Annotated in this window: 22 protein-coding genes; 8 read left to right on the top strand and 14 right to left on the bottom strand. The window is 64.4% G+C overall.

Features of this window, described 5'->3' with window-relative positions:
- Positions 1 to 168: 168 nt before the first annotated feature.
- Positions 169 to 504, bottom strand: coding sequence for a DUF2958 domain-containing protein (locus LE197_RS10255; RefSeq protein WP_105029018.1), 336 nt, complete (start codon positions 502 to 504; stop codon positions 169 to 171).
- Between the two features lie 285 nt (positions 505 to 789).
- On the opposite strand from LE197_RS10255, the gene LE197_RS10250 reads away from it, so the two are divergent.
- The 5 genes from LE197_RS10250 (at position 790) to LE197_RS10230 (ending at position 5,380) form a co-directional block, all read left to right on the top strand.
- Positions 790 to 1,080, top strand: coding sequence for a helix-turn-helix domain-containing protein (locus LE197_RS10250; RefSeq protein ID WP_105029017.1), 291 nt, complete (start codon positions 790 to 792; stop codon positions 1,078 to 1,080).
- A 66-nt stretch (positions 1,081 to 1,146) separates the two neighbouring features.
- Positions 1,147 to 2,133 carry a restriction endonuclease gene (locus LE197_RS10245; RefSeq protein ID WP_226034002.1) on the top strand — a complete coding sequence of 329 codons (987 nt, stop codon included), beginning with the start codon at positions 1,147 to 1,149 and terminating at the stop codon, positions 2,131 to 2,133.
- 32 nt (positions 2,134 to 2,165) lie between these two features.
- Entirely contained in the window at positions 2,166 to 2,933 is a 768-nt protein-coding gene (locus tag LE197_RS10240) for a hypothetical protein (protein WP_105029016.1), read from the top strand.
- A gap of 50 nt (positions 2,934 to 2,983) precedes the next feature.
- Positions 2,984 to 4,024 (top strand): PIN domain-containing protein, encoded by a 1,041-nt coding sequence (locus tag LE197_RS10235; RefSeq protein WP_226034001.1) that lies wholly within the window; start codon positions 2,984 to 2,986, stop codon positions 4,022 to 4,024.
- Between the two features lie 237 nt (positions 4,025 to 4,261).
- Positions 4,262 to 5,380, top strand: a complete 1,119-nt coding sequence (locus tag LE197_RS10230; protein WP_105029014.1) for a hypothetical protein — start codon at positions 4,262 to 4,264, stop codon at positions 5,378 to 5,380.
- A 156-nt stretch (positions 5,381 to 5,536) separates the two neighbouring features.
- Here LE197_RS10230 and radC read toward each other — a convergent pair whose 3' ends face one another.
- The 9 genes from radC to LE197_RS10185 form a co-directional block, all read right to left on the bottom strand.
- On the bottom strand, positions 5,537 to 6,043 hold the full coding sequence (gene radC / locus LE197_RS10225) for a RadC family protein (protein WP_105029013.1): 507 nt from the start codon (positions 6,041 to 6,043) through the stop codon (positions 5,537 to 5,539).
- A gap of 542 nt (positions 6,044 to 6,585) precedes the next feature.
- Complete coding sequence (locus LE197_RS10220) at positions 6,586 to 9,561, bottom strand: TrlF family AAA-like ATPase (RefSeq protein WP_226034000.1); 2,976 nt, start codon at positions 9,559 to 9,561, stop codon at positions 6,586 to 6,588.
- Between the two features lie 311 nt (positions 9,562 to 9,872).
- Positions 9,873 to 11,012 (bottom strand): PDDEXK nuclease domain-containing protein, encoded by a 1,140-nt coding sequence (locus LE197_RS10215; RefSeq protein ID WP_226033999.1) that lies wholly within the window; start codon positions 11,010 to 11,012, stop codon positions 9,873 to 9,875.
- Positions 11,009 to 12,208 carry a tyrosine-type recombinase/integrase gene (locus tag LE197_RS10210; RefSeq protein WP_226033998.1) on the bottom strand — a complete coding sequence of 400 codons (1,200 nt, stop codon included), beginning with the start codon at positions 12,206 to 12,208 and terminating at the stop codon, positions 11,009 to 11,011. The genes LE197_RS10215 and LE197_RS10210 overlap by 4 nt, the downstream gene beginning before the upstream one ends.
- Positions 12,209 to 12,395: 187 nt before the next feature.
- Positions 12,396 to 13,337: a biotin-dependent carboxyltransferase family protein gene (locus LE197_RS10205; protein ID WP_003142496.1), complete on the bottom strand. Its 942-nt coding sequence runs from the start codon at positions 13,335 to 13,337 to the stop codon at positions 12,396 to 12,398.
- Positions 13,334 to 14,047: a 5-oxoprolinase subunit B family protein gene (locus tag LE197_RS10200; protein ID WP_023089852.1), complete on the bottom strand. Its 714-nt coding sequence runs from the start codon at positions 14,045 to 14,047 to the stop codon at positions 13,334 to 13,336. The genes LE197_RS10205 and LE197_RS10200 overlap by 4 nt, the downstream gene beginning before the upstream one ends.
- Positions 14,044 to 14,787: a 5-oxoprolinase subunit PxpA gene (locus LE197_RS10195; RefSeq protein WP_003161852.1), complete on the bottom strand. Its 744-nt coding sequence runs from the start codon at positions 14,785 to 14,787 to the stop codon at positions 14,044 to 14,046. Before LE197_RS10195 ends, LE197_RS10200 begins: the two co-directional genes overlap by 4 nt.
- Positions 14,788 to 14,819: 32 nt before the next feature.
- Positions 14,820 to 16,049 carry an OprD family porin gene (locus tag LE197_RS10190; protein ID WP_023089851.1) on the bottom strand — a complete coding sequence of 410 codons (1,230 nt, stop codon included), beginning with the start codon at positions 16,047 to 16,049 and terminating at the stop codon, positions 14,820 to 14,822.
- Between the two features lie 24 nt (positions 16,050 to 16,073).
- On the bottom strand, positions 16,074 to 17,345 hold the full coding sequence (locus LE197_RS10185; RefSeq protein WP_003102111.1) for an MFS transporter: 1,272 nt from the start codon (positions 17,343 to 17,345) through the stop codon (positions 16,074 to 16,076).
- A 254-nt stretch (positions 17,346 to 17,599) separates the two neighbouring features.
- On the opposite strand from LE197_RS10185, the gene LE197_RS10180 reads away from it, so the two are divergent.
- Positions 17,600 to 18,553: a LysR family transcriptional regulator gene (locus LE197_RS10180; RefSeq protein WP_003088829.1), complete on the top strand. Its 954-nt coding sequence runs from the start codon at positions 17,600 to 17,602 to the stop codon at positions 18,551 to 18,553.
- 106 nt (positions 18,554 to 18,659) lie between these two features.
- Positions 18,660 to 19,457 (top strand): putative hydro-lyase, encoded by a 798-nt coding sequence (locus LE197_RS10175; protein WP_003120275.1) that lies wholly within the window; start codon positions 18,660 to 18,662, stop codon positions 19,455 to 19,457.
- Here the strand turns inward: LE197_RS10175 and LE197_RS10170 are convergent.
- A complete protein-coding gene (locus LE197_RS10170; RefSeq protein ID WP_019681624.1) occupies positions 19,442 to 20,422 on the bottom strand; it encodes a hypothetical protein in 981 nt (326 codons plus the stop codon). The genes LE197_RS10175 and LE197_RS10170 overlap by 16 nt on opposite strands.
- A gap of 191 nt (positions 20,423 to 20,613) precedes the next feature.
- On the opposite strand from LE197_RS10170, the gene ada reads away from it, so the two are divergent.
- A complete protein-coding gene (ada, locus tag LE197_RS10165; RefSeq protein ID WP_003142492.1) occupies positions 20,614 to 21,690 on the top strand; it encodes a bifunctional DNA-binding transcriptional regulator/O6-methylguanine-DNA methyltransferase Ada in 1,077 nt (358 codons plus the stop codon).
- A 166-nt stretch (positions 21,691 to 21,856) separates the two neighbouring features.
- On the opposite strand, the gene LE197_RS10160 is transcribed toward ada, so the two are convergent.
- The 3 genes from LE197_RS10160 to LE197_RS10150 all read right to left on the bottom strand — a co-directional run bounded on the left by LE197_RS10160 (position 21,857) and on the right by LE197_RS10150 (position 24,085).
- Positions 21,857 to 22,099, bottom strand: a complete 243-nt coding sequence (locus LE197_RS10160) for a DUF2790 domain-containing protein (protein WP_003088835.1) — start codon at positions 22,097 to 22,099, stop codon at positions 21,857 to 21,859.
- A gap of 125 nt (positions 22,100 to 22,224) precedes the next feature.
- Positions 22,225 to 23,325, bottom strand: coding sequence for an NAD(P)-dependent alcohol dehydrogenase (locus LE197_RS10155; protein ID WP_003113628.1), 1,101 nt, complete (start codon positions 23,323 to 23,325; stop codon positions 22,225 to 22,227).
- A 331-nt stretch (positions 23,326 to 23,656) separates the two neighbouring features.
- Complete coding sequence (locus LE197_RS10150) at positions 23,657 to 24,085, bottom strand: nuclear transport factor 2 family protein (RefSeq protein WP_003102139.1); 429 nt, start codon at positions 24,083 to 24,085, stop codon at positions 23,657 to 23,659.
- Positions 24,086 to 24,147 lie beyond the last annotated feature (62 nt).

The following is a 24,147-nucleotide window of genomic DNA, read 5'->3' as shown; positions in this document are numbered from 1 at the left end:
TGGCGGTCAGCATCGGACACCGTGCCGCAATCCGCGCCGAAGACCATGACTATTTGCAGCAGGGTCGCACCGCTTCGGTGCAAGAGTGCGGATTCAGACCGGCACGGTCTTGAGTGAGACTGAAATAGTCACAATGCGCTGCGCTTGGCCTCGCTGCGTGGGCCTGCGTCAGTCCGTGATCGAACCGTTTTCCTGCGCCAGCCGGACGTACTCCGACAGCGGCCGCGTGGGCTGAAAGTAGCGATCACGCATCACCGGCTGCTTGTTCGGCCCGACGATGGACGCCAGATCGGACAGCTTCACCGTCCCCAGCACCGGCAGGCCCAGCCCCAAGTCGATCAGTCCCCAGGCCGTATCGCCATCGGTCGGGTCGAGCGCGGCCAGCAGCCAAGTGGCGTGGGCGTCCGGGGTAAACAGTCGCAGGACGGGCAGCGGATCGTCGGCGCGGGCCTGGGCGTTGGCGAGCAGCCGACCGCGTTCCTCATCGGTGATGAGCGCGTTCATGGCTGACCTCTCTCCTCAAAGGAACGAAGCCGCCGAACCGCATCCCCGCTTGCGCACGAAACAACAGATACGCAAGCCCGCGAATCCGCAGAAGCACAAAGGCACGAACGTGCAAGGGCGCAAGTCAGTAGAGGCACGAATGCGGTTCCCTGGATTTGGAGCAATCCGCAGATGCGGATTTCCGTAAAGGCACGAAATCGTAGAACAACACCAAATGAACACTATAGATTGTAGCCCTATAGGGCGCAATGGGCTGTCATCTTGGTTTTTGCGAGGAAACCATAGGTGGCGGCAGCGTACTCGTTGGCGAAGGCATTGAAGACGGTCAGGAAAGCGCGTGGCTTGAGCCAGGAAGCGTTCTCCGACGTGTCGAGCCGTACCTACATGAGTACGCTGGAGCGCGACCTGAAAAGCCCGACCATCAGCAAGTTGGCCGAGCTGTGCGAGGTGATGGAAGTCCATCCGTTGACGCTGTTGACGCTGGCCTATGCCGGCGACAGCACGCGCAAGACCGATCAGCTTCTGGCGCAGGTGCGCCAGGAACTGCACGAGATTGGTCAAGATGGTTCTGAATAAACGATCGGCAAGGAACGAACGTTCAACGCCATCCCCACGAAGTGATGGACTAGTCTGGACGTGCAAATGAAATGGAAAAGCAGGAACCTCAGAGAACTCGCCCACATTGTTTGTGGTGATACTGACAATTTTCGTTATCGTTCCAGCAGCTACATCACTGAATTTTTCCAGGATTGCGACCTAGATTATGTCCATGACGGGTCAACCCGATGGGCATGGGTTGCGAGCAGGCTGGAAGAAGTGTTGTCACTACCACATCCTAGCCCATCGGTTCCGCCAGACGCCTTCATCCGAATCGTCCGTGCCACCCTCGATAAAGGCGACGCGCAAGACGGTGACCCCGATCGAAGCAAGGCACTTGCTGCGTTGAACATCGTACTAGCACGCGAAGGTTGGGAAGCGTTCTACGACGAGCAAGGCGTCGGGCAACTTCGTCACATTGCCACGAATACCGTTGCGCAGATGGCAAACCCGCATCGCCCGCTGACTCCAGCGGAAGTCGAGCGTCGGGAGCAACTCACTGCCTACTTAAACAAATGCTCCGAAGATGAACTGATCGAGGAAGTGTTACTACCACTGTTCCGTCAGCTCGGATTTCACCGCATTACGGCAGCCGGTCATAAAGACAAGGCGCTGGAGTACGGCAAGGACGTGTGGATGAAGTACACCCTGCCGACCCTTCATGTTCTCTACTTTGGTATCCAAGCTAAGAGAGGAAAGCTGGACTCATCAGGTGTCGGCAAGGCTGGCTCCGCCAATGTCGCCGAGATACACAATCAGGTAAACATGATGCTCGGGCACGAGATATTCGATTCGGAACTGAACCGCCGCGTGCTGGTCGATCATGCTTTCATCATCGCCGGCGGCGAGATAACGAAGCAGGCGAGAAACTGGCTTGGAAACAAGCTTGACGCTACGAAACGTTCGCAGATTTTGTTCATGGATAGGGATGACATCCTCAACCTATTCATCGTTACGAATCTACCGCTGCCGAAGGGAGCGCTACCTCCCGAGAAGACTGTAGATCAATTCGATGACGACATCCCGTTCTAGCAGCCGAGTACCCGACCGAGAAGCACGATCACATGTCCCGCCCAATGCCGGAATGGTTCACGATCTCCGAAGACGCCACGCGGAAGGTGATGGAGCGCGTCGGTAGCGCCGTCACCGCCAATGCAATGGTGCCGCAGGTGAAATCGGCTCCAATGCTGGCGCACTGGTTCGTACTGGATTCCCTGCTGCTGGCAAATCAGGCCAATCGCGACGGAATGCACGCCAATGCCCTTGCGTTGACGCGGCAATGCGTAGAGGCCATCAGCATCATCGAGTTGGGGATATGCGGACATCCCGATGCCGAAGCAACACTGCTTAACTGGGATGCCGATGAACTGACACCGGGCAAGCTGCGGGCATGGCTGCAAGCGAATGTCTGGCAGGGGTATGGGGTGGGCCTTTGGAGCGAGTCTTGGTCCACCTTCATGCGCGAGTTCGCTGGCGCTGTTCAGCCCTATGCTCACTATGGTCGCGCTCTTGCGCAATGGCAGCTACGTCTTCTTCGCTTCCACGATGCAGGCCAGCCCGATGCCGACTCGCATGCCATCATTGAGATGCGTCCGCACGCCTACGATGCGCAAAAGGCGACTCGCATCACCCTGTTTCACGCCTTGCTTTCCTACGTACTCGGGCGAACTTGGGCGGCGGCGAACCCTGCCGACGCGGAGTTCGCCGCTCTGATCGCGCGACTTGGCTTGGCACTGGGCAAGTCGCGTTATCTCGATGGGCATCAAACCGACTGGGGCCAGCAGTTCTGGGCGATGGTCTGGGAGCGAGGCGGCGGAACGATCCTAGAATAGTCGCCGCGCCTCATAACAATAGTTAGCCATTGCACTGTCTGGAGAGATCCTTGAAACTGCATCTGTTAATAGATACATGCGTTTGGCTGGATTTGGCCAAAGACTATCGGCAGTTGCCGCTTCTTGATGCGCTGGTCGCCATGAAAGAGGCCGGCGAGCTTGAAATAGTGCTCCCAGAAACCGTGGTAGAGGAATTCAACCGCAACAAGGAGCGAGTCATCTCGGAAAGCAAGCGCAGCCTTTCAAGCCACTTCAGGCTAGTGCGCGAAGCGATGCTAAAGTTCGCGCCCCAAGATGGACGCGATACCGCGATTCAAAGATTGAATGAAGTTGATCATCGAATTGCCGTTGGTGGCGAGGCGGTGAACGATGCGGTCGAGATCATCGAAAAAATGTTCGCATCAGTGACTCATATCGCATTGACCGATACTATTAAGGCTCGGGCCGCAGATAGAGCCATCGCAAAGGTTGCGCCGTTTCATCGTCAACGCAATGGGATAGATGATGCAATCCTCATCGAGACCTACATTGATGTGATTGAGGCCAAGTCCAGTACAGACGACGTGTACGGCTTTGTGACCCATAACACTCACGACTTCAGCGATCGTAGCGGTGACACACGTTTGCCGCACCCCGACCTAGCTGCACTGTTCGATAACAGCGGTTCCCGCTATGCGACGAACCTTGGCCCACTATTGGGTGAGTTCGCCGAAGACCTGCTGGACGAAGTAAAGTTTGAGCGAGAATTTGGTCAAGAGCCACGCAAACTATCCGAACTGCTAGAGGCCGAACACAGGCTTTTCAAGCAGGTCTGGTACAACCGGCATTGGAATCTGCGCACCGCCATAGAACGCGGAAAGCACAGGCTAGTCAGCCGAGAGGAGTGGGAGCAGATGCCCTCCAAGGAATGGAATGATGTGACCATCGATACCGTCTGGGAAGGAGCTCTTGCGTCAGCCAAGCGAACCGAGGATGAGCTTGGCCCGGACGAAATTGGCCCGTGGGATGATTTTGAGTGGGGAATGATAAATGGCAAGCTGTCTGCCATCCGGTGGATGTTAGGCGACGATTGGGACATGCTCGACACATAATGTCGTTTCATTGAAACGACAAAACATTGGGCGTAGTCAGATAACAGAACGAGAGCGTGTTCTGAACTTTGAGCGCCGCAATAGCAGTGAGGCTAGAGTGCGGTGATGCCCCGCAAGGCGATACCGCGTTGGGCGCTGGTTTGGAAGTAGGGGCCACAGACGTGCAAGCTTGGCTCTCAAACGGCACTCCAACGGTGGGCTTGGCCGGCCGGCTTTTGAAGGATAGGCGGTGACGCGATGAAGCTAAACAAGGCTTGGTGGGAGCATCTCGCGCCGAAGTCGATGATTGCACGGCGGCGCGAGGTTGAGCAGCTGCTTGAAGACTTCGTGCGGTCCTCCGACTACGGGCGGGAATGGGCGCGGGTGGCTGCGAATCCCCACGGTGTGTTTAGGCTCAAGCCAGGCCAAGTGATACCCGTGGTGCGCATGATTTTCATGGGCGACCGTCCGGGGTTCATATCTCCGTTCCGGAAGCTCATGGATGGGCACAGAACGGTGGACCGCAAGCTAGAGTACGGTCTTGGCGCCCTGGGCGAAGGCGAGTTAGCTATCCAGCCTACGATTTCGGTGGAAGTCGTTACTGACCCCGCGTACTTGGCTGCGGCCATGCGCGGAGCTACGCAGATTGACGAAAGCACCATCAGGAGCCCTAGCCTTATATTTTCGGTGCCCGCGCACTTCCTGCTATCGCCCAAGCACTACCCCGAACGCGCATACGTCCTCTACCAGCACATCTTCGGCGCTGGTGCGTCGTACCCCGACGACGGGTCCTTTTATGTGGGTGTGTCCACCCGTAGCTGGCAAAAGCGTTGGTCCGAGCACCGTCGTGCGATTGAGACGGGCAGTCCATTGCTTTTCCATCGCCGATTTCGAGAAGAGCAAGAGGGTGGGCGTCTCACGTACGTGCACCACAAGGTGATGGCTATCACCGACGATCTGGAGCAGCTCTACGAGGCGGAAGAGTTCTTGGTAGAAGGGCATTGGGATGACGAACGCCGGCTCAACATGGTGCCGGGCGGAAAGAGCGGCCTGCGCTACCTGCGCGAAAACGGATTGCTTTCGAAAGGCGTCGTTCCTCTGCCCGATGACCGCGACAAGATTCTGCACAAGTGGCTGAATGACCATCCCCGCTTGGGATTACCGGCGCCATGGGTCGCCGAAAAGTGGAAGGACAACGACTGGGCGATAGCGCAGATTTGCGGGCGGGACGGGCGCTTATCCGTGGTCCAAGTGAAGGCAATACGCGAGCTCGCCAAAGACCACACGCCCGAGGAAATTTACGTGCGCATCGGAGCGAAAGACGTGGACCAAGTGAAACGAGTCTTGGATGGAAAAACCTACGCACGAATAGCCTGATCTCCCAAGTGCTGTACCAAGCCACCACGGTTCGCACGGACTGCACTTCCTCGTCTTTGCCGTGCTCAAACTGCCCAATGCCGCACGACTGCTGGCTTCTGCCAGTAGTTGATAACAAGCTCTAGGCGCAGCAAAAAGGGGCCGAAGCCCCCAAAATCAAAGCAAGCCGCGCTCTGCGAACGATGTGGCAACGGCGCCTGCGACGATGACGTGATCCATCACGCGCACGTCCACCAGCGTCAATGCCTGCTTGAGCTGCTGGGTCAGTGCCCGGTCGGCGCCGCTCGGCTCCGGGTTCCCGCTCGGATGGTTGTGGCTGACGATGACCGCCGCCGCATTGAGCCGCAGCGCCTGCTTGACCACTTCGCGCGGATGCACTTCGGCCGAGTCGATCGTGCCGTGGAACATCTCCACGTAGTCGATCAGCCGATGGCGCGTGTCCATGAACAGCACCGCGAAGACTTCGTGCTCGAAGCCGGCCAGCTTGGCACGCAGGTAGTCCTTCACCGCCGCCGGCGACGTGAACGCATCGCCGCGCTGCATCTTCTGTTCGATGACCTGGCGCGCGGCTTCCAGAATCTGGTCGGCGTCCGCCGGCCGGTAACGACCGCGGCCATCGCGCACCATCAGCGGCGTATCGAGAGAGAGGGTCAGTTGCGACATGATCGTGCTCCGGTTGCTCGGGCGGAATTGCCCGGAACCGGCGCTTCACGGCGCAGCGCAAGCCGTCACAGGAGCGCAGCCGGCCACGGCCGCAAGCGTGCGAGCACGCGCAGTCCTTGCACGGCGAGAACGCCGTGATACGGTGAAAGAGACAGCAAGACCGCCCACACCCGCCTACTGCACATACCCGCCTTTGGGCAAGCGGAGCGCGCAGGCCCGGATCAACAGGCCGGGCCGAAGGCGTCAGGGGGCAGCGCTGAATGGCCGCGATTCGGCACGAAGCGCGGGGCGCAGCCCGCGAACCCGACGGCGGCACGCCGGGACGTACCGATAGCACCCCAAATTCCTCGCCAAGCTACCGCTGTTCGATGTTAGGTGCTCGGCAAGAAATACCAAGCCCGTCGAAGTTTTTGTTGAACCGCCAACGATTGCAGCCAAGCCAAGGTTATCGAGGGTATGCCGCCCACTTTCCTCTGCGCTATTCCATGAGACGCAACTGGCATCAGCCGAGACGCCGGGCTAAGCCGGGGAAAAGATTTCCTTCAGCGATCCAGCCTAACCCGCAATCGGCGTGCGCGCTCGCGAAAAGCTTCCTCGCCGCCTTCTAAGATGTCGCAAACGGCTGTGCGGATGGCCGCGTTTTCGAGACCGCCAGCCATGTATTTGATAGGGGGCAGCCCCCCGGCAGGATGAGGGCCAGCATCGGCGACGATGATCTGATCTGCGTCCGTATTGATGACCAGGTTCGCATTGTGCGTGACCATGATTACTTGGCGCTTTGCCTTGGCGGCGATAAATAGCGCAACCAGCTCATCGAATACGGACTTCGGATCAAGATTCTCTTCTGGCTGATCGATGATGAGCGGCCTGTCGTCAGCATCGTCTAACGCAAGATAGAGCAAAAGCAGCACGATGCCTCGCGTGCCGGGCGAGAGCTTGCGAATATCTATGCCGTCGTAGACGATTTCGTAGCGGACTGAGATATGGGCGGTGTTGAAGAGCCAATGCGCGAACTGTTTCAGCCAGCTTCGGAACTCCGCCTGCTGACTTTGCGCATAGGGCGCATGGCCGATCAAGTCCCGCATATAGAGCGAGATGAAACTCGCCATAGCCGCTTGCACGTCAGACGCTGATCCTGTTTCCCAGGCAGGCCGAAGAGTGGTTTCCGCCAGGGACGTCAAGGCCCCACGCCCCTGGAACGGCCCGGCCTTTCGTCTGTCGAGAAGCTCCTCCTCGGCCACGGCCGCCCAGGCTCCGACATCGACGACGCGCCGGACGGAGAAGCCGAGCTTGCGCAACGTGCCGGTTGATGCCGTGAGGCGCGCCATCAAGGGCGCGTAAAGATCGGCAAGCGCCGTCTGTTCATTGATGATCGCCTGGAAGACCCGGCTGTAGGTTGCATCGCGTTCTGCCTGCAAATCCTTGCGACGGGCGGCGGCGCCCTGAGCGTCGGTCAATCGCGACTGGAGCGTCTGAAGGGCAGTGTTTTCCTGGGCGATGCGTTGCGAGAGGGCCGAATACTGCTTTCGCACGAGATTGTCGGCGCTGACCAAGGCTTCAAGTCTGGTCATCTCAGCCTGAAGCGTGTTCAGGGTGAGTGTCGTCAGGTCAACCGTGTCGGGGAAGAACGGCGTATTAGGATCGCCCGCGGGAACGGACGGGCCGGTAAGGGTCGCGATCTGCTTGTCGGCCCAAGCCACGTAGCCGGCCAGGCTCTTGTCCACGTCGCCTTTGTAGATGAGCAGGAATTCGTCCCATTGCTGCGGGTTTAGTCCACTGTGCTGGTGGCGCTCCTTGGCCTGGCGCAAGAGTTCCGGGGCCTTGGTTGCGCGCGTGCTGGCGACTTCGTCCTGCAAGGCAAGAAAGGTCCGGCGCTGGTTGCCGTAGGCCTGAATCGTCCCGCGGATCGCCTGGACGGCCTGGCCTAGCTGCGTGTGCCGCTGGGCTTGAGCTTCGGTGCCTTTGACTACGAGCTTGGCTAGGTCTTGGTTGTAGCTCTTGATTTGTCCGGCCTTCTGCGCGACTTGGGCCGTGAGGTGAGCAATCGACGCCTCTTTCTCGAACTCCGCGGCGATGCGATCGGAAACGTCCGCGATCGCATCGGCCTCTCGCTCGCGCGCCTGCTGGAAGCGGGCGGTGCGATAGTCGCGCAACTCGGCGAAATCGATGGCGCCTTCGCGGTCGTCCTGCGGATGAGCCTCGAATATGACCCGTTCGATTTCAGCGATAAGTCCGTCCGACACTCCATTCGCAGAGCACAGCTCTTCGACAAATTGTTGTGAGAGATAGCGCGCGCGTGGAAAGGACAGGTGGCTGTTCGCGTCGCGACCGTCGAGAAAGCGCGTGACCTTCGCGCCGCCGCCCCAGGTCAGCGTGGCGGACGCTTCGCCTAGTAGCTTGCGAGCACGGACCAAGAACGAGGGGCTGGCGTTCTCGTTCGCGCGCCATGCCACGGGCGTTATCGCATCGCATCCTGCTGCAATCATGTCAGCAAGAGCGGTCTTGCCGGAGCCACGCGCGCCGATAATGGCGACAAGGCCCGGGTTTAGCGGGATGTCAGGAGTGGTCGCCCAGTCCCCATCGGCGATCGTTACATGCGAGATTACCTGCGACGGAAGCGCAGTGCGCGGCGGCTCCGTACCGACATGGGCGCGGCCTTCGGGGTCGATGCAGGCTTGGCGCAGGGCATCGAATTCGAGGCCACCCTTGAGCCACGAAAAGCGATCTTCGACGGGTCGGCCGACCGTCTTCTGGTCGTGAGCGTCACTTCCATGCAGGCACGGCTTGCATCCGCCAAATCGCTCGCGGAGTTGATCGAGCGTCAGGCTCCGACGTCCGGACCAGAACTCCCGTTGCGCTGGACTGCTTGAGAAGATGACGTGTGCGAACTTCTCGATTTCTTCGCGCATCGTCGTATCGGACGCCTGACGCAGTCCCGATGTGCCGTCGCCGGCGGCGCCCGCTACGGCGATGAGGATGTTCGCTTTCGCCCACTCGCTTTCGCGCACGACACGGCGGAGTTGGTCGAAATTGACTTTGAACTGAGTGGCGCCATGTGCAAGGGCCGCGCGATCATCGGTGATGCTCGTGTCGGCCTTCTTGCCGAGTGAGATCAGGTCGGCTCGGGTGCAGTTGAAGGTGTCGCCATGCGCCTGAAACTGGAGCCGTTGAAGAATGCGATGCAGCTCAGCGACGTGATTTGAGTCTTCGGGGCTGACGAGAAGGTGCAAATTGACAAAGCCAGTCTTGGCGGCGACATCTAGGCGCAGTTCAACATTTGGGAAGATGAGCTGCACATTGGGCAAACGGCCCGCCGCTTTGTGCGACAAGACCTCTTCGTAGGTGTCTGTGAGATAGTAGTCCGTTACCGCAAGCGCCTCGATCTTCGGCGTCGCGGCCTCAAGGCTTTCGAGGTAAGTGTCCCAAGCAGAGCCACCACCGAATTGATTGTTGAGAACGGTGCCCGGCGCATGGATATGCGGTTCCCAACGACGCCATTCAGATCCACGACCGATCATTCGTCTCCCCCTTCGTTATTGCCGGTCGTAGACCGTCCTGATGGCCTTACTCCAGTTCATGACTTTCCGCCTTGAACCAGAAGGCTTTTTGCCATTCTAGAAGTTTTTGCTAGTCCCAGCACGTGCAGTCAGCGACAACATGCCCCCCCTCCAACTGCATAATTTTCGCCTTTTGGGGAGTCGAAGCACGCGGTTCCAAGACCGGCGAGCTGGGAGAGAGGCGTCAGGGGTCAGCGCCGGAATAGACCCGATTCGGCACGAAGCGCGGGGCGCAGCCCGCGAACCCGACGGCGGCACGCCGGGACGCCCGGTTATCGCTTGCGCTTCTTGGAAACGATCGTTCCGCGAGATTCGATCAGACGCCGCGTGTTCTCCAGTTCCTTTTGCAGCACTTCGGCATCCGGCAGCACCATCCGGTAATTCGCTGCCATTACTTTGCTGGGCAAGCCCTCCAGCGCGTACCGCGCCAGGGCGTGGCCCTTGTCCGCACACAAGATCAGGCCCACGGGCGGGTTCTCGTCGGCGAACGTCCAGTGCTCCTTCGCGTAGTTGCAATACAGGTGCATCTGGCCCACGTCGGCATGTGTCAGCGCACCGAGCTTCAAGTCGATGATGACCAGGCAGCGCAACCGACGATGGAAGAACAGCAGATCGACCCGATACCAGGTCTGGTCAATGCGCAACCGACGTTGCCGCCCGACGAAGGCGAACCCATCGCCCAGTTCGAGCAGGAAATCCTCCAGCCGCCGGATCAGGGCTTGCTCAAGGTCGGATTCCGAATACTCGTCCTTGAGGTCGAGGAACTCCAGCACATACGGGTCTTTGATCGCGTCGTCGGGGGTGACGGCATCCTCGGGCTTCGGCACGGCGCCCTTGACCAGCATCGCCGCCTTGTTCTTCGATAGCGCCGTGCGTTCGTAGAACTGGCTGTTGATCTGGCGATCGAGCTGGCGCACGCTCCAGCCGCCGCGCAGGGCTTCGGCCTCGTAGAACTGGCGGGCATGGCCGTCCTTGACCGACAGCAGCCGGACGTAGGCCGACCACGGCAGCGTGAAGACCTGGGCCAGCTCATCGAGGTGCCAGGGACGCGCCACCGGCGCCGGGGAAGATTCGCTAGACACTGTCTGGCGAATTGGCCAGGTCAGGAAGAACGACCGCATCTGCTGCAAGTTCGGGCGGCTGAACCCGCGCCCGAACTGCGCGGTCAGGTCGGCCGACAGCCGTTCGATCAACTGTTCGCCGTACCCGGCGCGCCGCTTGCCCTGCTGCTCGGCTTCCACGATCCGACGGCCAATCTCCCAATAGCTGGCGGTCATCAGCGCATTGACGCTGCGTGCCGCCGCATGGCGGGCAGCATCGAGGACTTCCACAATGCCGCTGTGGATGCCGGCGTAGCCGGCCGGCAGGGCGGCGGGGGTGTCCCCCGCCGCCGGAAGCGTCTTCTTGCTCATGCCATCGCCTCCGCAGGGCGGCGCGTGCCCGTGATGGCCTGCCGCCGGCTCGCCACCAGCTCGGCCGCATCGCGCACCGGCTTGTCCTCGGTGTGGACGTAGTGCATGAACATCGCCACGGTCTTGTGGCCCGTCAGCTTCATGCCCACTTTGGTCGGCACGCCCGAATTGGCGATGTCGGTCGTGGCCCGATGGCGGATGCCGTGCGTGCCGACATGCGGCACCCCGGCGGCCTTGAGCACGCGCTTCCAGCCGCCATAGTGTTCGCCATGCGTCAGATGCCGGGCCGGGTCGTTGGGCGACGGCAGGACGTAGGGGGAGCCCTCCCGGCGCGGCGCCGTCGAAAGCAGCCGATAGGCTTCCTCGCTCATGGGCTTGGAAATGCCGCCGGTCTTGCTGTCAGGCCAGACCACCCGGCGCTTTTCCAGATCAACCCAGCCCCATTCCAGCGGGCAGATTTCGGAGCGGCGGGCGGCAAACTCGAATTGCAGGCGGATCGCCAGCGGGATGACGTAGTTCTCCAGTCCCTCGGCTTCCAAGTGCTCCAGGTGACGGAAGATCCGCACCAGTTCATCGTCCACGATGAGCCGGGTTTCCTTGCCGGGCGGAAACATCGGGACGTGCCGGCAAGGGTTGGTGCCGTCCGGGCGCAGCCCCCACACTTCGGCCAGGTTGAACATCTTGCGCAGCACGCCAAAGGCACGGTTCGCCTCGGCCGGCTTGTGAGCCAGTTTCTTCATCAGCGCGGCCACGTCCGGGCGCTTCACGTCCTGCACCTTCATCCGCCCCATGATGGGGATGATGCAGCGGTCGATGACGCCCTGATAGCCGCGCTGCGTGCTGGGCTTGTTGCGCTGCTTGGAGTAGTCCTCCATGAAGGTGTGGCAAAACTCCGTCATGGTCGGCGCCTTGCGGGCGGCATTCTTGGCCGCGCTGGGGTCGCCGCCCCGGCGAACCTCGGCCAGCCACTCCTGCGCCATGACGCGGGCCTGCTCGACGGTCAGTTCCCCGTACTGGCCCAGGGCGGGCTTGCGGCGCTCGCCGGCGTTCGTGCGGTACTGGAGCATGAACACCTTGCGGCCGGCCGGGGTGATCTTGCACAGGAAGCCGGGCACCACAGTGTCCCGGAGTTCGACGGCCTTCGCCTGGGGCTTGGCGGCATCGACGGTGGACTTGGTGAGCTTGATTCTTGCCATGATGACTCCTCGGAAACCTCGGTTTCCAAGAGCCACATGGGAGCCACGCGACCGGAAGCCGGGTCAAGTTTCGGAAAGCACCGGCATATGATGGATGCGCCTAAGTCCTTGATAAACCTGCTGTAGCGGGCTTGGGCGCAGTCCAGCGAAGTACCGGGCTGGAGTCATCGTCAAACAAAAAAAACGCCTATGCGTCCCAGGCCGCCAGCACGCGTCGATGCTCGCGGTGCGCCGCCTCCTGCACCGTCGGCAGCAGCCGCACCCGCTGGCCTGGCAGGCATTGCGCCAGGCGCGCCAGCGCCAGCGGGGCGAGGGCGCCGAGACGGGGGTAGCCGCCGATGGTCTGGCGGTCGTTGAGCAGGACGATCGGCTGACCGTCCGGCGGCACCTGCACCGCGCCGAGGGCGATGCCTTCGGAAATCATCGACTGCTGCCGGCATTCCAGGCGCGGGCCGAGCAGACGTACGCCCATGCGGTCGGCGCGGGTATCCACCTGCCAGTCGCCGTTGAACGCATCGAACAGGCTCATGGCCGGGAAGTCGCCGATCTGCGCGCCGAGGATCAGCTCCAGGCGCGCTTCGCCGGTGCAGTCCATGATCCGTTCGCTGGGCAGGGGCAGCGCGCGCGGTCGCGCGCCATCGGCCAGCCAGCCGAGGCTGTCGCCTGCGGCCAGGGCCTTGCCGTCGGCGCGGGGGCCGCCCAGGCCTTCGCGGGCCACCGTGGCCAGGCTGCCCAACTGGCGCTCGCCGGCGAAGCCGCCGGGCGCCGCCAGGTAGGCGCGGGCGCCCTGGCGCGGGTGGGCGAAGGCCAGGCGCTGGCCGCCGCGCACGGCGAACGCGCCCCAGGCCGGTAGCGGCTGGCCATCGAGGGTCGCGCCGAGATCGCCGCCGGCCAGGGCCAACCAGCCGTCGGCACGGCATTCGGCGACGAAACCGCCGAGGGCGATCTCGATCACCGCGGCGTCCAGGGGATTGCCCAGCAGCCAGTTGGCCCAGCCCATGGACAGCCAGTCGAGGGCGCCGCCCTGGGTCACGCCGAGATGGCGGCAACCGAAGCGGCCGCGATCCTGCAACTGGACCAGCGGGGTGCTCTGGCACACCCGCAGGCCGCCGTGGATGGAGTCGTTCATGCCTGGACCTCCAGGGGCGTGTCGTCGCCGCCGAGGCGGACGAATTCGGCGTGTCCGATGGGTTCGAAACGCACCCGGTCGCCGGCGCGCAGCAGGCTGTAGCCGTCCAGGGTGAGGTCGAACAGGCGCACCGGGCAGCGCCCGAGCAGGTTCCAGCCGCCTGGCGAGGCCTGCGGATAGACCGCCGTCTGGCGCTCGGCGATGCCGACGCTGCCGGCGGCGATGCGTTGCCGGGGAGTCGCCAGGCGGGGTGCCGCCAGGGCTTCCTCGACCAGCCCCATGAAGGCGAAGCCGGGGCTGAAACCGAGGGCGAAGACCCGGTACTCGCGCTGGCTGTGGCGGCGGATCAGCTCGGCGACGCCGAGCTGCTTGCGCCGCGCCAGGGGTTCCAGGTCGGGGCCGACCCGCGGGTCGTACCAGGTCGGCAGGATGTGCAGACGGCCGCCGTCCTGGCGTTTCGGGCGCAAGTCGGACAGCGCCGCGGCGATCCGCACGCGGGCCTCGCCAGGGTCGAGCTGGAGCAGGTCGTATTGCAGGAGCAGGGTGGTGTAGGACGGCACCAGGTCGAGCAGGGCGGCGCCGAACGCCGCCCGCAGGTTTTCCTCCGCCGCCAGCAGCCAGGGCATGTTGGCTTCGTCGATGCGCTCGAACAGGCGCAGGACGAAGCTGTCGATGGCGGCCACCTCGATGCGCGGTTGCGGTTGGCTCATGCCGCCTCCAGGGCGTCGCGGATGCGCCGCACCGCAGCCAGCGAGGCGGGATTGTCGCCGTGTACGCAGAGGGTCTGCGCCTCCAGCGCCAGGGCGCTGCCGTCGCTGGCTCGCAGCGCCCCGCCACGGGCCAGCAGGAGGGCCTGGGCGAGCACCGTCTCGGCGTCGTGGTGTACCGCGCCGGGCTGGCTGCGCGAGACCAGGTAGCCGGCGCCGTCGTAGGCGCGGTCGGCGAACGCCTCGAACCACAGCTCGATGCCGTGGGCCTCGCCCAGCGCGCGCGCCGCGGTGTTGTCGCGGGTGCTCATCAGCATCAGCGGCAGGGTGCGGTCGTAGGCCGCCAGTGCGCGCAGCACGGCGGCGAGGATCGCCGGGTCGCGCATCATGTCCTGGTACAGCGCGCCATGCGGCTTGACGTAGCGTACCCGCGTGCCCTGGGCGCGGCAGAGTCCGTCGAGGGCGCCGATCTGGTAGAGCAGCAGGTCTTCCACTTCCTGCGCCGAGCAGGCCAGCGAGCGCCGGCCGAAGCCGACCAGGTCGGGGTAGCCGGGGTGCGCGCCGATGCGCACGCCATGCTCCACCGCCAGGGCCACGGTGCGGCGCATGGTGCCGGGATCGCCGGCGTGGAAGCCGCAGGCGATGTTGGCGCAATCGATCAGCGGCATCACCTCGGCGTCCAGGCCCATGCGCCAGGCACCGAAGCTCTCGCCGATATCGCAGTTCAACAACAGGTTGTTCATGCAGGTTCCTTCAGGTCATTGCTCGCCGGACCTCACCACAGCGCCAGGCTGTAGCTGAGGATCAGGCGATTTTCGTCGAGGTCGTTGGCGAAATTCGAACGCACCGTGGCGTTGCGCCATTTCACCCCGAGGTTCTTCAGCGGCCCGCTCTGCACCACGTAGCCGAGGTCGGTGTTGCGTTCCCATTCCTTGCCGTCGTTGGCCGCGCCGCGGGCGACGTTGTCGCCGGAGACGTAGCGGCTCATGAAGCTCAGGCCGGGCAGGCCGAGCGCGCCGAAATCGTAGTCGTAGCGCAGTTGCCAGGAACGCTCGTCGACGTTGCCGAAGTCGCCGATCTGGATGAAGTTGACCAGGTACGGGTCGCTGCCGGCGATGTAGGGATAGGGATCGTCGCCACTGATCCGCTGGTAGCCGGCGGCCACCGCGTGGGCGCCCAGGCGCAGGCTGAAGAGGGCGCCGAAGGCGCGGTTGTCCAGTTCGCGGAAGCCGCCGTCCTCGCTGGCCCGGGCGAAGCGCAGGTCGCTCTTGAGCGAACGCTGTCCGCCGAGGTCGAGGGTGTGTACCAGGCCGGCGAAGGTCTGCCGGTAGATGTCCCTGAGCCGACCCTGGTGCAGGCTGGCGGTCAGCGCCGGGGTCAGGCGATAGTCGCCGCCGGCGAAGTCGAAGGCATCGCTGCGCCCGCCGATGCGGTTGGCGCTGAACACCTGGTAGTCGCTGGAGCTGTTCAGCTTGTTGCGGTCCAGGTGCGCGCCGCGCAGGGTCAGGCCGTCGATCTCCTGCACGTCGAGCAGCGCGCCGCGGAACAGTTCCGGCAGCAGGCGGGTGTCGTTGGCCGAGACCAGCGGGCTCTTGAAGTGCAGCGCGCCGACCTTGAGCAGGCTGTTGGAGACCCGCGCCTTGGCGGTCAGGCCGAGCTTGGCGTAGTCATCCTGGGAGCCGCCGGCGGAGCCGTCGGCCGGCAGCAGCCCGGTTCCTCCGCTGCCGCTGCCGGAGTCGAGCTTGAAGCCGAGCAGGCCGATGGCGTCGACGCCGAAGCCGACGGTGCCTTCGCTGAAGCCGGACTCCAGGCGCAGGAGGAAGCCCTGCGCCCATTCGTCGGCGTTGTCGCGCGCGCCGCTCTGGCGGAAGTCGCGATTGAAGTAGAAGTTGCGCAGTTCGAGGCTGGCGTGGCTGTCCTCGACCAGGTCGGCCTGGGCGAGCAGCGGCCAGCCCAGCCCGCTGCCGGCGAGCAGCGCGGCAGCCAGGCGGGGAGTGGGATGCATGCTGGGATTTCCTCGGTCGACGGCTCAGAGTTCCAGTTGCTTGCCGCGGGTTTCCGGCAGGCTGAGGGCGGCGAGGATCACCACGCCGTAGGAGACCGCGGCGAAGGCGCCGATCCCCAGGCCCAGCGAGAGCTTCTGGCCGAGCATGCCGATCAGCATCGGGAACAGCGCGGCGATGGCGCGCCCGGCGTTGTAGCAGAAGCCCTGGCCGGAGCCGCGGATGCGGGTTGGGAACAGTTCGGTGAGGAACGAGCCCATGCCGCTGAAGATGCCCGAGGCGAAGAAGCCGAGCGGGAAGCCGAGCCAGAGCATGGCGCCGTTGCTCACCGGCAACTGGGTGTAGAGCAGGACCACGGTGAAGGAGCCGACGGCGAACAGGACGAAGTTCTTCTTGCGCCCGATCAGGTCGGTGAGGAAGGCACTGACCACGTAGCCGACGTAGGAGCCGAGGATCACCATCGCCAGGTAGCCGCTGGTGCCGAGCACGGTCAGCCCGCGTTCGGTCTTGAGGAAGGTCGGCAGCCAGGCGGTGATGGCGTAGTAGCCGCCGAGCGCGCCGGTGGTCAGCAGCGAGGCGCGCAGGGTGATGCTGAGCATCCCGGGAGCGAAGATCTCGTAGAAGCTGACCTTGTCGGCGCCCTGGTTGCGTTGCCTGGCCTCGCGGTAGATCTCCGGTTCCTTGACCAGCCGGCGTACCACCAGGACGAACAGCGCCGGCAACAGGCCGAGCATGAACAGCGCGCGCCAGGCCTCTTCCGGCGGCAGCAGGCTGAACATCAGCGAGTATAGGATGGCGGTGAGGCCCCAGCCGATGGCCCAGCCGGACTGCACCAGGCCGACCGCCTTGCCGCGGTCGCGGGCCTTGATCACTTCGCCGATGAGTACCGCGCCGGCGGTCCATTCGCCACCGAAGCCGAAGCCCATCAGGGTCCGTGCGACCAGCAACTGCTCGTAGTTCTGCGCGAGGCCGCAGAGGAAGGTGAAGAAGGCGAACCAGAGCACCGTCAGTTGCAGGGTCAGCACCCGGCCGATGCGGTCGGAGAGGATCCCGGCGATCCAGCCGCCGGCGGCGGAGGCGAGCAGGGTCATGGTGTGGATGAAGCCGGCTTCGCCGGTGCCGATCCCCCACAGGGCGATCAGGGTAGGGATCACGAAGCTGAGCATCTGGGTGTCCATGCCGTCCAGGCCGTAGCCGATCTTGCAGCTCCAGAAGGCCCGGCGTTCCTGCTTGTCGAGGGCGCGATACCAGCCGAAATGACCGTCCCGGGAAGCGTCCGGGCCGGCGTCGAGGGTCATGTGTTTTTCCATGGGGGCACCGATCGTCGTTATTGGTGTTATGAAGATTCGGTGGGCGCCGTCGCACCCGGTGGTCGCATTCTTCGAGGCTGGCCAGCGAGCGTCCAACTAATTTATGCGGCCGCCGGGGATAAGAAATTTCGATGGCGGAGCAGGCCGTCATGCGTCGATCATGTGCCGCCGGAAGGTGGGCGCTGGCATGGAAGCTGCTCGCTCCCGCCACCTTGTGTCCCTTGCCCGTCGGTACCCGCCACATGAACCTGAAATTCCTCGAGACCTTCGTCTGGGTCGCGCGCCTGAAGAGCTTCCGCCTCACCGCGGAGAAGCTGTTCAGCACCCAGGCTTCCATTTCCAGCCGGATCGCCGTGCTGGAGGACGAACTCGGCGTGAAACTGTTCGTCCGCGACTCGCGCGGCGTGACCCTGACCCCGGAAGGCGACAAGGTACTGGCCTACGCCGAGCGGATGATGGACACCATGCACGCGCTGAAGCAGTCGCTCGACACCGGCGCCAGCACCCAGGGACGGATTCGTATCGGCGCCATGGACACGGTCATCCACACCTGGCTGAGCCCGTTGGTGGCCAGGGTCACGGAAACTTTCCCGGCGGTGGAGATCGAGCTGATGGCGGACACCGCGCGCAACCTCTCCGAGCAGTTGCAGAAGGGCTACCTGGACCTGATCTTCCAGACCGACTCGCTGCGCCACGAGTCGGTGCTGAACCTCGAACTGGGCAGCTATCCGCTGCGCTGGATCGTTTCCACCGGCTCGATCTACCACCGCGACTACGCCTCGCTGGCGGACCTGGCGCGGGAGCGGGTGGTGACCTTCTCCAAGCACTCGCGGCCGCACCAGGACGTGCTCGGCCTGCTGCACGCCAACGGCGTCGCGGCGCCGCGCCTGAACTGCGTGAACTCGGTGGCGGCGATGACCCGCCTGCTGCGCGACGGCTTCGGCGTCGGCGCCTTGCCGCCGGCGCTGGTCAGCCAGGAACTGGAACGCGGCGAACTGACCCTGCTGCGCCTCGGCCCGCCGCCGCCGAACCTGCCGGTGGTGGTGTCCTGGCGCGGCGGCACCGGCCTGGAGCTGGTGGACGAAGTGGTGGAGTTGAGCAAGACGGTGCTGGCCGACTACGCGGCCAACGTCGGCCCGGAGTGCATGCTCCTGGCGCCGCTGAAGAAAGGAGTGGGGCGGCTGCGTTCGCGCTGATTCGGATTTTCCGATCGCCCCCGGCGGAAAAATCTCGTTGGACGCTGACCGCCGTCCGCTTCTACAAACCTGCCAACAACGACGTCCGCCAGCGCACGGAGCCGCCATGCCCGAACCGACCTTCCACGAACTCGCGCAACTGCCGCCGCCGGTCCTGCGCCAACTGATCCGCCGCGGCGACTACACCGGCCATACCAGCGGCCTCGGCCAGCGCCACTTGCAGGCCAACCTGGTGATCCTGCAGAAATCCTGGGCCGACGAGTTCCTTCGCTTCTGTGCCCTGAACCCCCGGGCCTGCCCGCTGCTCGACGTCAGCGAACCCGGCTCGCCGCACTTCGCCAGGCTCGGCGCGGATATCGACGTGCGCAGCGACCTGCCGCGCTACAGGGTGCATCGACGCGGTCAGGAGCCCGTCGAGGTGAGCGACATCGGCACCTTCTGGGAGGCGGATTTCGTCGCCTTCGCCATCGGCTGCTCGTTCTCCTTCGAACAGGCGTTGCTCGACGCCGGCATCGGCCTGCGCCACCTCGAGCTGGGGCGCAACGTGGCGATGTACCGCAGCTCCATCGCTACCCGGCCGAGCGGTCGCCTGGCCGGGCCCACGGTGGTATCGATGCGGCCGTTGAAGGCCGCCGAGGCGATCCGGGCGATCCAGGTCACCAGCCGCTTCCCTATGACCCATGGCGCACCGCTGCACCTGGGCGATCCGGCGCTGATCGGCATCCGCGATCTGGCGCGGCCCGACTACGGCGACCCGGTGCCGCTCGCGGCGGACGAGATCCCGCTGTTCTGGGCCTGCGGGGTCACGCCCCAGGCGGTGCTCGCCGAGGTTCAGCCGGAGCTGTACATCAGTCACGCGCCGGGGCACATGCTGGTCAGCGACCGACTCTACGACGAGCTCTGAGGGGCGTCGTCCTTCGCCGGACCGGGGATGATCGCCAGGTGGCGCAGGGCATCCGGCTCCAGGCTGTAGCTCTTGCCGCTCGGCGCTTCGATGAGCCGCCCGAGGGCGTAGAGGGTGAAGTAGCGCACCGTTTCGGCGCAACCGAGGATGTCTTCGAGGTAGCGCCGATGCGGATAGCCCTGCAAGGTTTCCGGAGCGACGTAGAGGAATACCGGCTTGCCGTCGATGCGGTCGCGGAACTTGAAGCGGAAGCCCTGCGGCCGGCTCGGCGCACCGTAGCGCCGGACCAGGTCGGCGCCGCCGTAGAATACCTTGCCGGCGCTGCCCGGGGTGGCATAGCCGATGTGCTGGAAATAGGCGCGCAGCGGTATCCGGCCGAGGCCGCTGATGCGGATGTCCAGTTGCTTGAACTCTTCCGCCGGCAGCTCGGCGCGGGCCTGGCGGAAGGTGTCGACGAGCAGTTCGAAATCGCGGGTGCGCCGTGGCCGTTGCGTTCTCTGCCGAGGCGCGGCGGGAGCGTCGGTGCGCACTGCGGCGGAGGCCGGCGGGTGTTCCTCGGTGTCCGGGTCCGCTTGCGGCGGCGCGGCCTCCTCGGCAATGGCCGGGTCGAACTCCTCGACGTAGGCATCCAGCTTGTCGCGGATGCGCCGCTGGCCGGCCTCCTCGGCGGATTCGCCCGGGCGCAGAGCGTCCTCGTCCTCCTCGACGAACCATTCGCAATCCGACAGATGGGTGGAGTGCGGGAACTTGCTGAAGTGCGCGGCCTTGCGGGTGTCCTGCGGCAGCTTGTCGTAGTTGCTCGCCGATACCTTGATCCCCTGTGCCCGGCACCCTTCGCTGGAGCAGAGGAAATCGAAGCGTTTGCGCGGCTCGGCCTGGGAGAAGTATTCGCGGCGGGCGCTGGCGATGGAGATCACCCGATCCAGTTGCACGCAGTAGGCCAGTGCTATCCGTTTGAACGCCATGTTCCCAATCCTTCCGCCGGTTCGAGCGGGCCATTATGGCGCCTGGCGATGGGTAGGCAAGCCGACGGCCTTCCGCACCTGCCGAAGCCGGGCACATGGCCTTGCTCGAATTCAAGCGCAAGAACCGGAGTTCTTGCGCTTGAATGGCGAATTAGTCTGCGGGCATCATCCGCTCCCACAGGGGAAACGCCATGAGCCAGCAGCTCGATCCTTGCAACGCCTACCACACCGACGAACAGCGCTGGGCCGCCGTGCTGGCGCGCGACGCGGCGGCGGACGGGGCGTTCGTCTATGCGGTGAAGACCACCGGGGTCTATTGCCGCCCGAGTTCCTCGGCGCGTCGGCCCAGGCGCGAGAACGTCGAGTTCTTCGCCACTGCCGAGGCCGCCGAGGCCGCCGGCTATCGGCCCAGCCGGCGCGCCGCCGGCGACCGCAGCCTGGCGGCGGAGCAGCGCGCCGAGCGGGTGGCGCAGGCCTGCCGGATGATCGAGACGGCGGAGACGCCGCCGGCACTAGAGGCGCTGGCCGCCCGACTGGGCATGAGTCCGTTCCACTTCCATCGTCTGTTCAAGGCCGAAACCGGCCTGACGCCCAAGGCCTACGCCTCGGCCTATCGTGCCCGGCGCCTGCGCGAGCGCCTGGGCCAGGCGTCCGCCTCGGTGACCGAGGCGATCTACGACTCCGGTTTCAACTCCAACAGCCGCTTCTACGAGTCCTCGTCGCAACGCCTCGGCATGCGCCCGCGCGATTACCGCGATGGCGGCGCCGGCGCGGCGATCCGTTTCGCCATCGGCCAGTGCTCGCTGGGCGCGATCCTGGTGGCGCAGAGCCAGCGCGGCATCTGCGCGATCCTCCTCGGCAAGGAGCCGGAGCCATTGCTGCGCGAGTTGCAGGACCAGTTCCCGCGCGCCCAGCTACTCGGCGGCGACGCCGACTTCGAACGGCTGGTGGCGCAGGTGGTGGGCTTCGTCGAGTCGCCTCAACTGGGACTGGACCTGCCGCTGGACGTACGCGGTACGGCGTTCCAGGAACGGGTCTGGCAGGCACTGCGGGAAATACCGCCGGGCAGCACGGCGAGCTACGCGCAGATCGCCGAACGGATCGGCGCGCCGCGAGCGGTGCGCGCGGTGGCGCAGGCCTGCGCGGCGAACCGGATCGCGGTGGCGATTCCCTGCCACCGGGTGGTACGTCGCGACGGCGACATTTCCGGCTACCGCTGGGGCGTGGAGCGCAAGCGCGAACTGCTGCGCAGGGAAGAGCGGGATTGAACCCAAGGCCAGGCGATACGCGGCCCGGAATGCAAAAAGCCCACTCGATGGTGGGCTCTATGCAATGGGGCGCTGGTCCTTCAGCTGGTTCCAGTATCCATGTCAGCGGTGAAAATTTCGTGAAATGAAACGACAACCCTGACCGTTCGTCCTTTCCTCCGTCGTTTCATTCGTCGCTGCACGCACGCGCCTGCTTCAGGTAGTGCAACACCTGGCGCTCGCCGTGGGAGTCCAGGTACACCAGGGTGGCGCGCACCACCTGGCAGGTATCGCTGGGCGCCTCGTCGACGCTCAGCACCCTGGCCACGTCCAGCGGCATGCCGTAGACGTAGTCGGCAGTCGCCGCACCGGCGATGGCCGGCACCAGCAGTAGTGCGACGCAGCAGAGGTAGAGCTTGGCTCGGTTCATGGACGGTATCTCTCCATCCCCCCGCGAAGCGACGGCGCAAGGGCGCCGCCGACGCCATGGGTGGAACCCGCTTCGTCGGTCGCGACGGGTTCGCCACCTCCGTCCAGCAGTATAGGATGACGGTCTCAGTGCGGCTTGATCGCCACCTTCAGTACGTTGTCACGCTGGTTGGCGAACAGGTCGTAAGCGGCGACGATGTCGTCGAGGCGGTATTCGTGGCTGACCAAAGGCCCGAGGTTGACCCGGCCCGAAGCCACGATATTGAGCAGTCGGCGCATGCGCTCCTTGCCGCCGGGGCACAGCGCGGTATTGATCCGGTGGTCGCCGAGGCCGGCGGCGAAGGCCGACAACGGAATCGTCAGGTCTTCCGAATAGACCCCGAGGCTGGAAAGGGTGCCGCCGGGCTTGAGCACCCTCAGGGCGGTCTCGAAGGTCGATTGCGTACCGAGTGCCTCGATCGAAGCATCCACGCCGCGCCCGCCGGTGAGTTTGAGAATTTCCTCGATCACGTCGCACTCCCTGAAGTTCAGCGTGACGTCGGCGCCCATTCCACGGGCGATATCGAGGCGATGGGCGTTGCCGTCGATGGCGATGATCGTGCTGGCGCCCAGCAGCCGGGCGCCGGCGGTGGCGCACAGGCCTATGGGACCCTGGGCGAAGATCGCCACGCTATCGCCGATGCGGATGTTGGCGTTCTCCGCGCCCTTGAAGCCCGTGGACATGATGTCCGGACACATCAGCACCTGTTCGTCGCTGAGACCATCGGGTATGGGGGCAAGGTTGGCCTGAGCGTCGGGAACCAGCACATACTCGGCCTGGGTGCCGTCGATCAGGTTGCCGAAGCGCCAACCGGCGGTCGCCTTGTAGCCATGGCAGGCGCAACGGCCGGATTCCACCAGGTAGCTGCCGTCCTGCGACGGTACGCCGTCCTGGGCGGCATAGGAGTTGAAGTTGGGGCAGATGGCACCGGCGATCACGCGTTGGCCTTCGCGGTAGCCGACCACCGCGCTGCCGAGCTTTTCGATGATCCCGACCGGCTCGTGGCCCACCGTCAGGCCGGGCGCGACCGGATACTCGCCCTTGAGGATGTGCACGTCGGTGCCGCAGAGCGTGGTGGTGGTGATGCGCACCAATGCATCGTTCGGCCCCACGTCGGGAATCGGCTTGTCGACCAGCTCGATACGGCCGGGCTGGATGAATACGGCGGCTTTCATCATCTTGCTCATGGAGCATCCTCACGGGTGGAGGCCCTGGGGCGGCACGGGGCAGGAAAGAACGGACGGATGCCAGGACAGTGGCGGAATTGCCGTCCGATGTCCTTGATATGGGTCATGGCCGCGATGGACGCGGGTTCGCGAAGTACCGACCTGGCGTTTTTGCTGGGAAATGTCCTCGCCCGGTTCGCTGCGGAACTACCCAAGCCCCTTCGCTGTGGCTTGGGTCGACGCTGAACGCGGGAGGGCGGGGGCGTTGCACCCATGTCGGGAGTTCGCCGCGGCGGGCCGACGCTGCGCTCTTGGCAAGGCAGCGTCGGGCCTTGGCCCAAAGGCTATCGCCTCAGGCCTTGCTCGCGGCCAGATAGGAGGCCAGGCGCCGGCCCATTTCCTCGCCGAGGGCCTGGAGGCCGCTCATGGGACGGACCATCACTTCGAAGTCGACGATCCGGCCGTCGTCGTCGAAGCGGATCATGTCGATGCCTTTCAGTTCGCGTTCGCCGACCCGCGCGCTGAACTCCAGCACCACGCTGCGGCCGTCGGCGCTGGCCAACTGGCGGTGATAGGCGAAATCCTCGAAGACCGTGAGCACGGTATTCAGGATCATCGAGACCACCGGTGCGCCGGCATACGGCTTGTGCGCCATCGGCGAGCGGAACACGGCGTCGGGGTGCAGCAGGCGCGGCAACCCGGAGAGGTCGCGGCGGGCGATCAGCCCGTGCCATTCGGCGAGGGTGGCGGCGGCGTTGGCTTCGAGCGGCAGGCTGGTCATACGGTGGCTCCTCTGGCGGGTGCTGGACTGTATCCCCGGGGCGGCCGGGGACCGGCAGCGGG

This window comes from Pseudomonas sp. PS1(2021) (assembly GCF_020405165.1).
Classification (GTDB): domain Bacteria; phylum Pseudomonadota; class Gammaproteobacteria; order Pseudomonadales; family Pseudomonadaceae; genus Pseudomonas; species Pseudomonas aeruginosa.
The sequence above is the reverse complement of the archived record's forward strand: the minus strand, read 5'-3'. Positions and strand labels throughout refer to the sequence as shown.

Bases quoted from the DNA above. Each gene is read 5' to 3' on its own strand.
- LE197_RS10255 (WP_105029018.1), bottom strand. From the start codon at position 504: ATGAACGCGCTCATCACCGATGAGGAACGCGGTCGGCTGCTCGCCAAC.
- LE197_RS10245 (WP_226034002.1), top strand. From the start codon at position 1,147: ATGAAATGGAAAAGCAGGAACCTCAGAGAACTCGCCCACATTGTTTGT.
- LE197_RS10240 (WP_105029016.1), top strand. From the start codon at position 2,166: ATGTCCCGCCCAATGCCGGAATGGTTCACGATCTCCGAAGACGCCACG.
- LE197_RS10230 (WP_105029014.1), top strand. From the start codon at position 4,262: ATGAAGCTAAACAAGGCTTGGTGGGAGCATCTCGCGCCGAAGTCGATG.
- radC (WP_105029013.1), bottom strand. From the start codon at position 6,043: ATGTCGCAACTGACCCTCTCTCTCGATACGCCGCTGATGGTGCGCGAT.
- LE197_RS10220 (WP_226034000.1), bottom strand. From the start codon at position 9,561: ATGATCGGTCGTGGATCTGAATGGCGTCGTTGGGAACCGCATATCCAT.
- LE197_RS10215 (WP_226033999.1), bottom strand. From the start codon at position 11,012: ATGAGCAAGAAGACGCTTCCGGCGGCGGGGGACACCCCCGCCGCCCTG.
- LE197_RS10210 (WP_226033998.1), bottom strand. From the start codon at position 12,208: ATGGCAAGAATCAAGCTCACCAAGTCCACCGTCGATGCCGCCAAGCCC.
- LE197_RS10205 (WP_003142496.1), bottom strand. From the start codon at position 13,337: ATGAACGACTCCATCCACGGCGGCCTGCGGGTGTGCCAGAGCACCCCG.
- LE197_RS10200 (WP_023089852.1), bottom strand. From the start codon at position 14,047: ATGAGCCAACCGCAACCGCGCATCGAGGTGGCCGCCATCGACAGCTTC.
- LE197_RS10195 (WP_003161852.1), bottom strand. From the start codon at position 14,787: ATGAACAACCTGTTGTTGAACTGCGATATCGGCGAGAGCTTCGGTGCC.
- LE197_RS10190 (WP_023089851.1), bottom strand. From the start codon at position 16,049: ATGCATCCCACTCCCCGCCTGGCTGCCGCGCTGCTCGCCGGCAGCGGG.
- LE197_RS10185 (WP_003102111.1), bottom strand. From the start codon at position 17,345: ATGACCCTCGACGCCGGCCCGGACGCTTCCCGGGACGGTCATTTCGGC.
- LE197_RS10180 (WP_003088829.1), top strand. From the start codon at position 17,600: ATGAACCTGAAATTCCTCGAGACCTTCGTCTGGGTCGCGCGCCTGAAG.
- LE197_RS10175 (WP_003120275.1), top strand. From the start codon at position 18,660: ATGCCCGAACCGACCTTCCACGAACTCGCGCAACTGCCGCCGCCGGTC.
- LE197_RS10170 (WP_019681624.1), bottom strand. From the start codon at position 20,422: ATGGCGTTCAAACGGATAGCACTGGCCTACTGCGTGCAACTGGATCGG.
- ada (WP_003142492.1), top strand. From the start codon at position 20,614: ATGAGCCAGCAGCTCGATCCTTGCAACGCCTACCACACCGACGAACAG.
- LE197_RS10160 (WP_003088835.1), bottom strand. From the start codon at position 22,099: ATGAACCGAGCCAAGCTCTACCTCTGCTGCGTCGCACTACTGCTGGTG.
- LE197_RS10155 (WP_003113628.1), bottom strand. From the start codon at position 23,325: ATGAGCAAGATGATGAAAGCCGCCGTATTCATCCAGCCCGGCCGTATC.
- LE197_RS10150 (WP_003102139.1), bottom strand. From the start codon at position 24,085: ATGACCAGCCTGCCGCTCGAAGCCAACGCCGCCGCCACCCTCGCCGAA.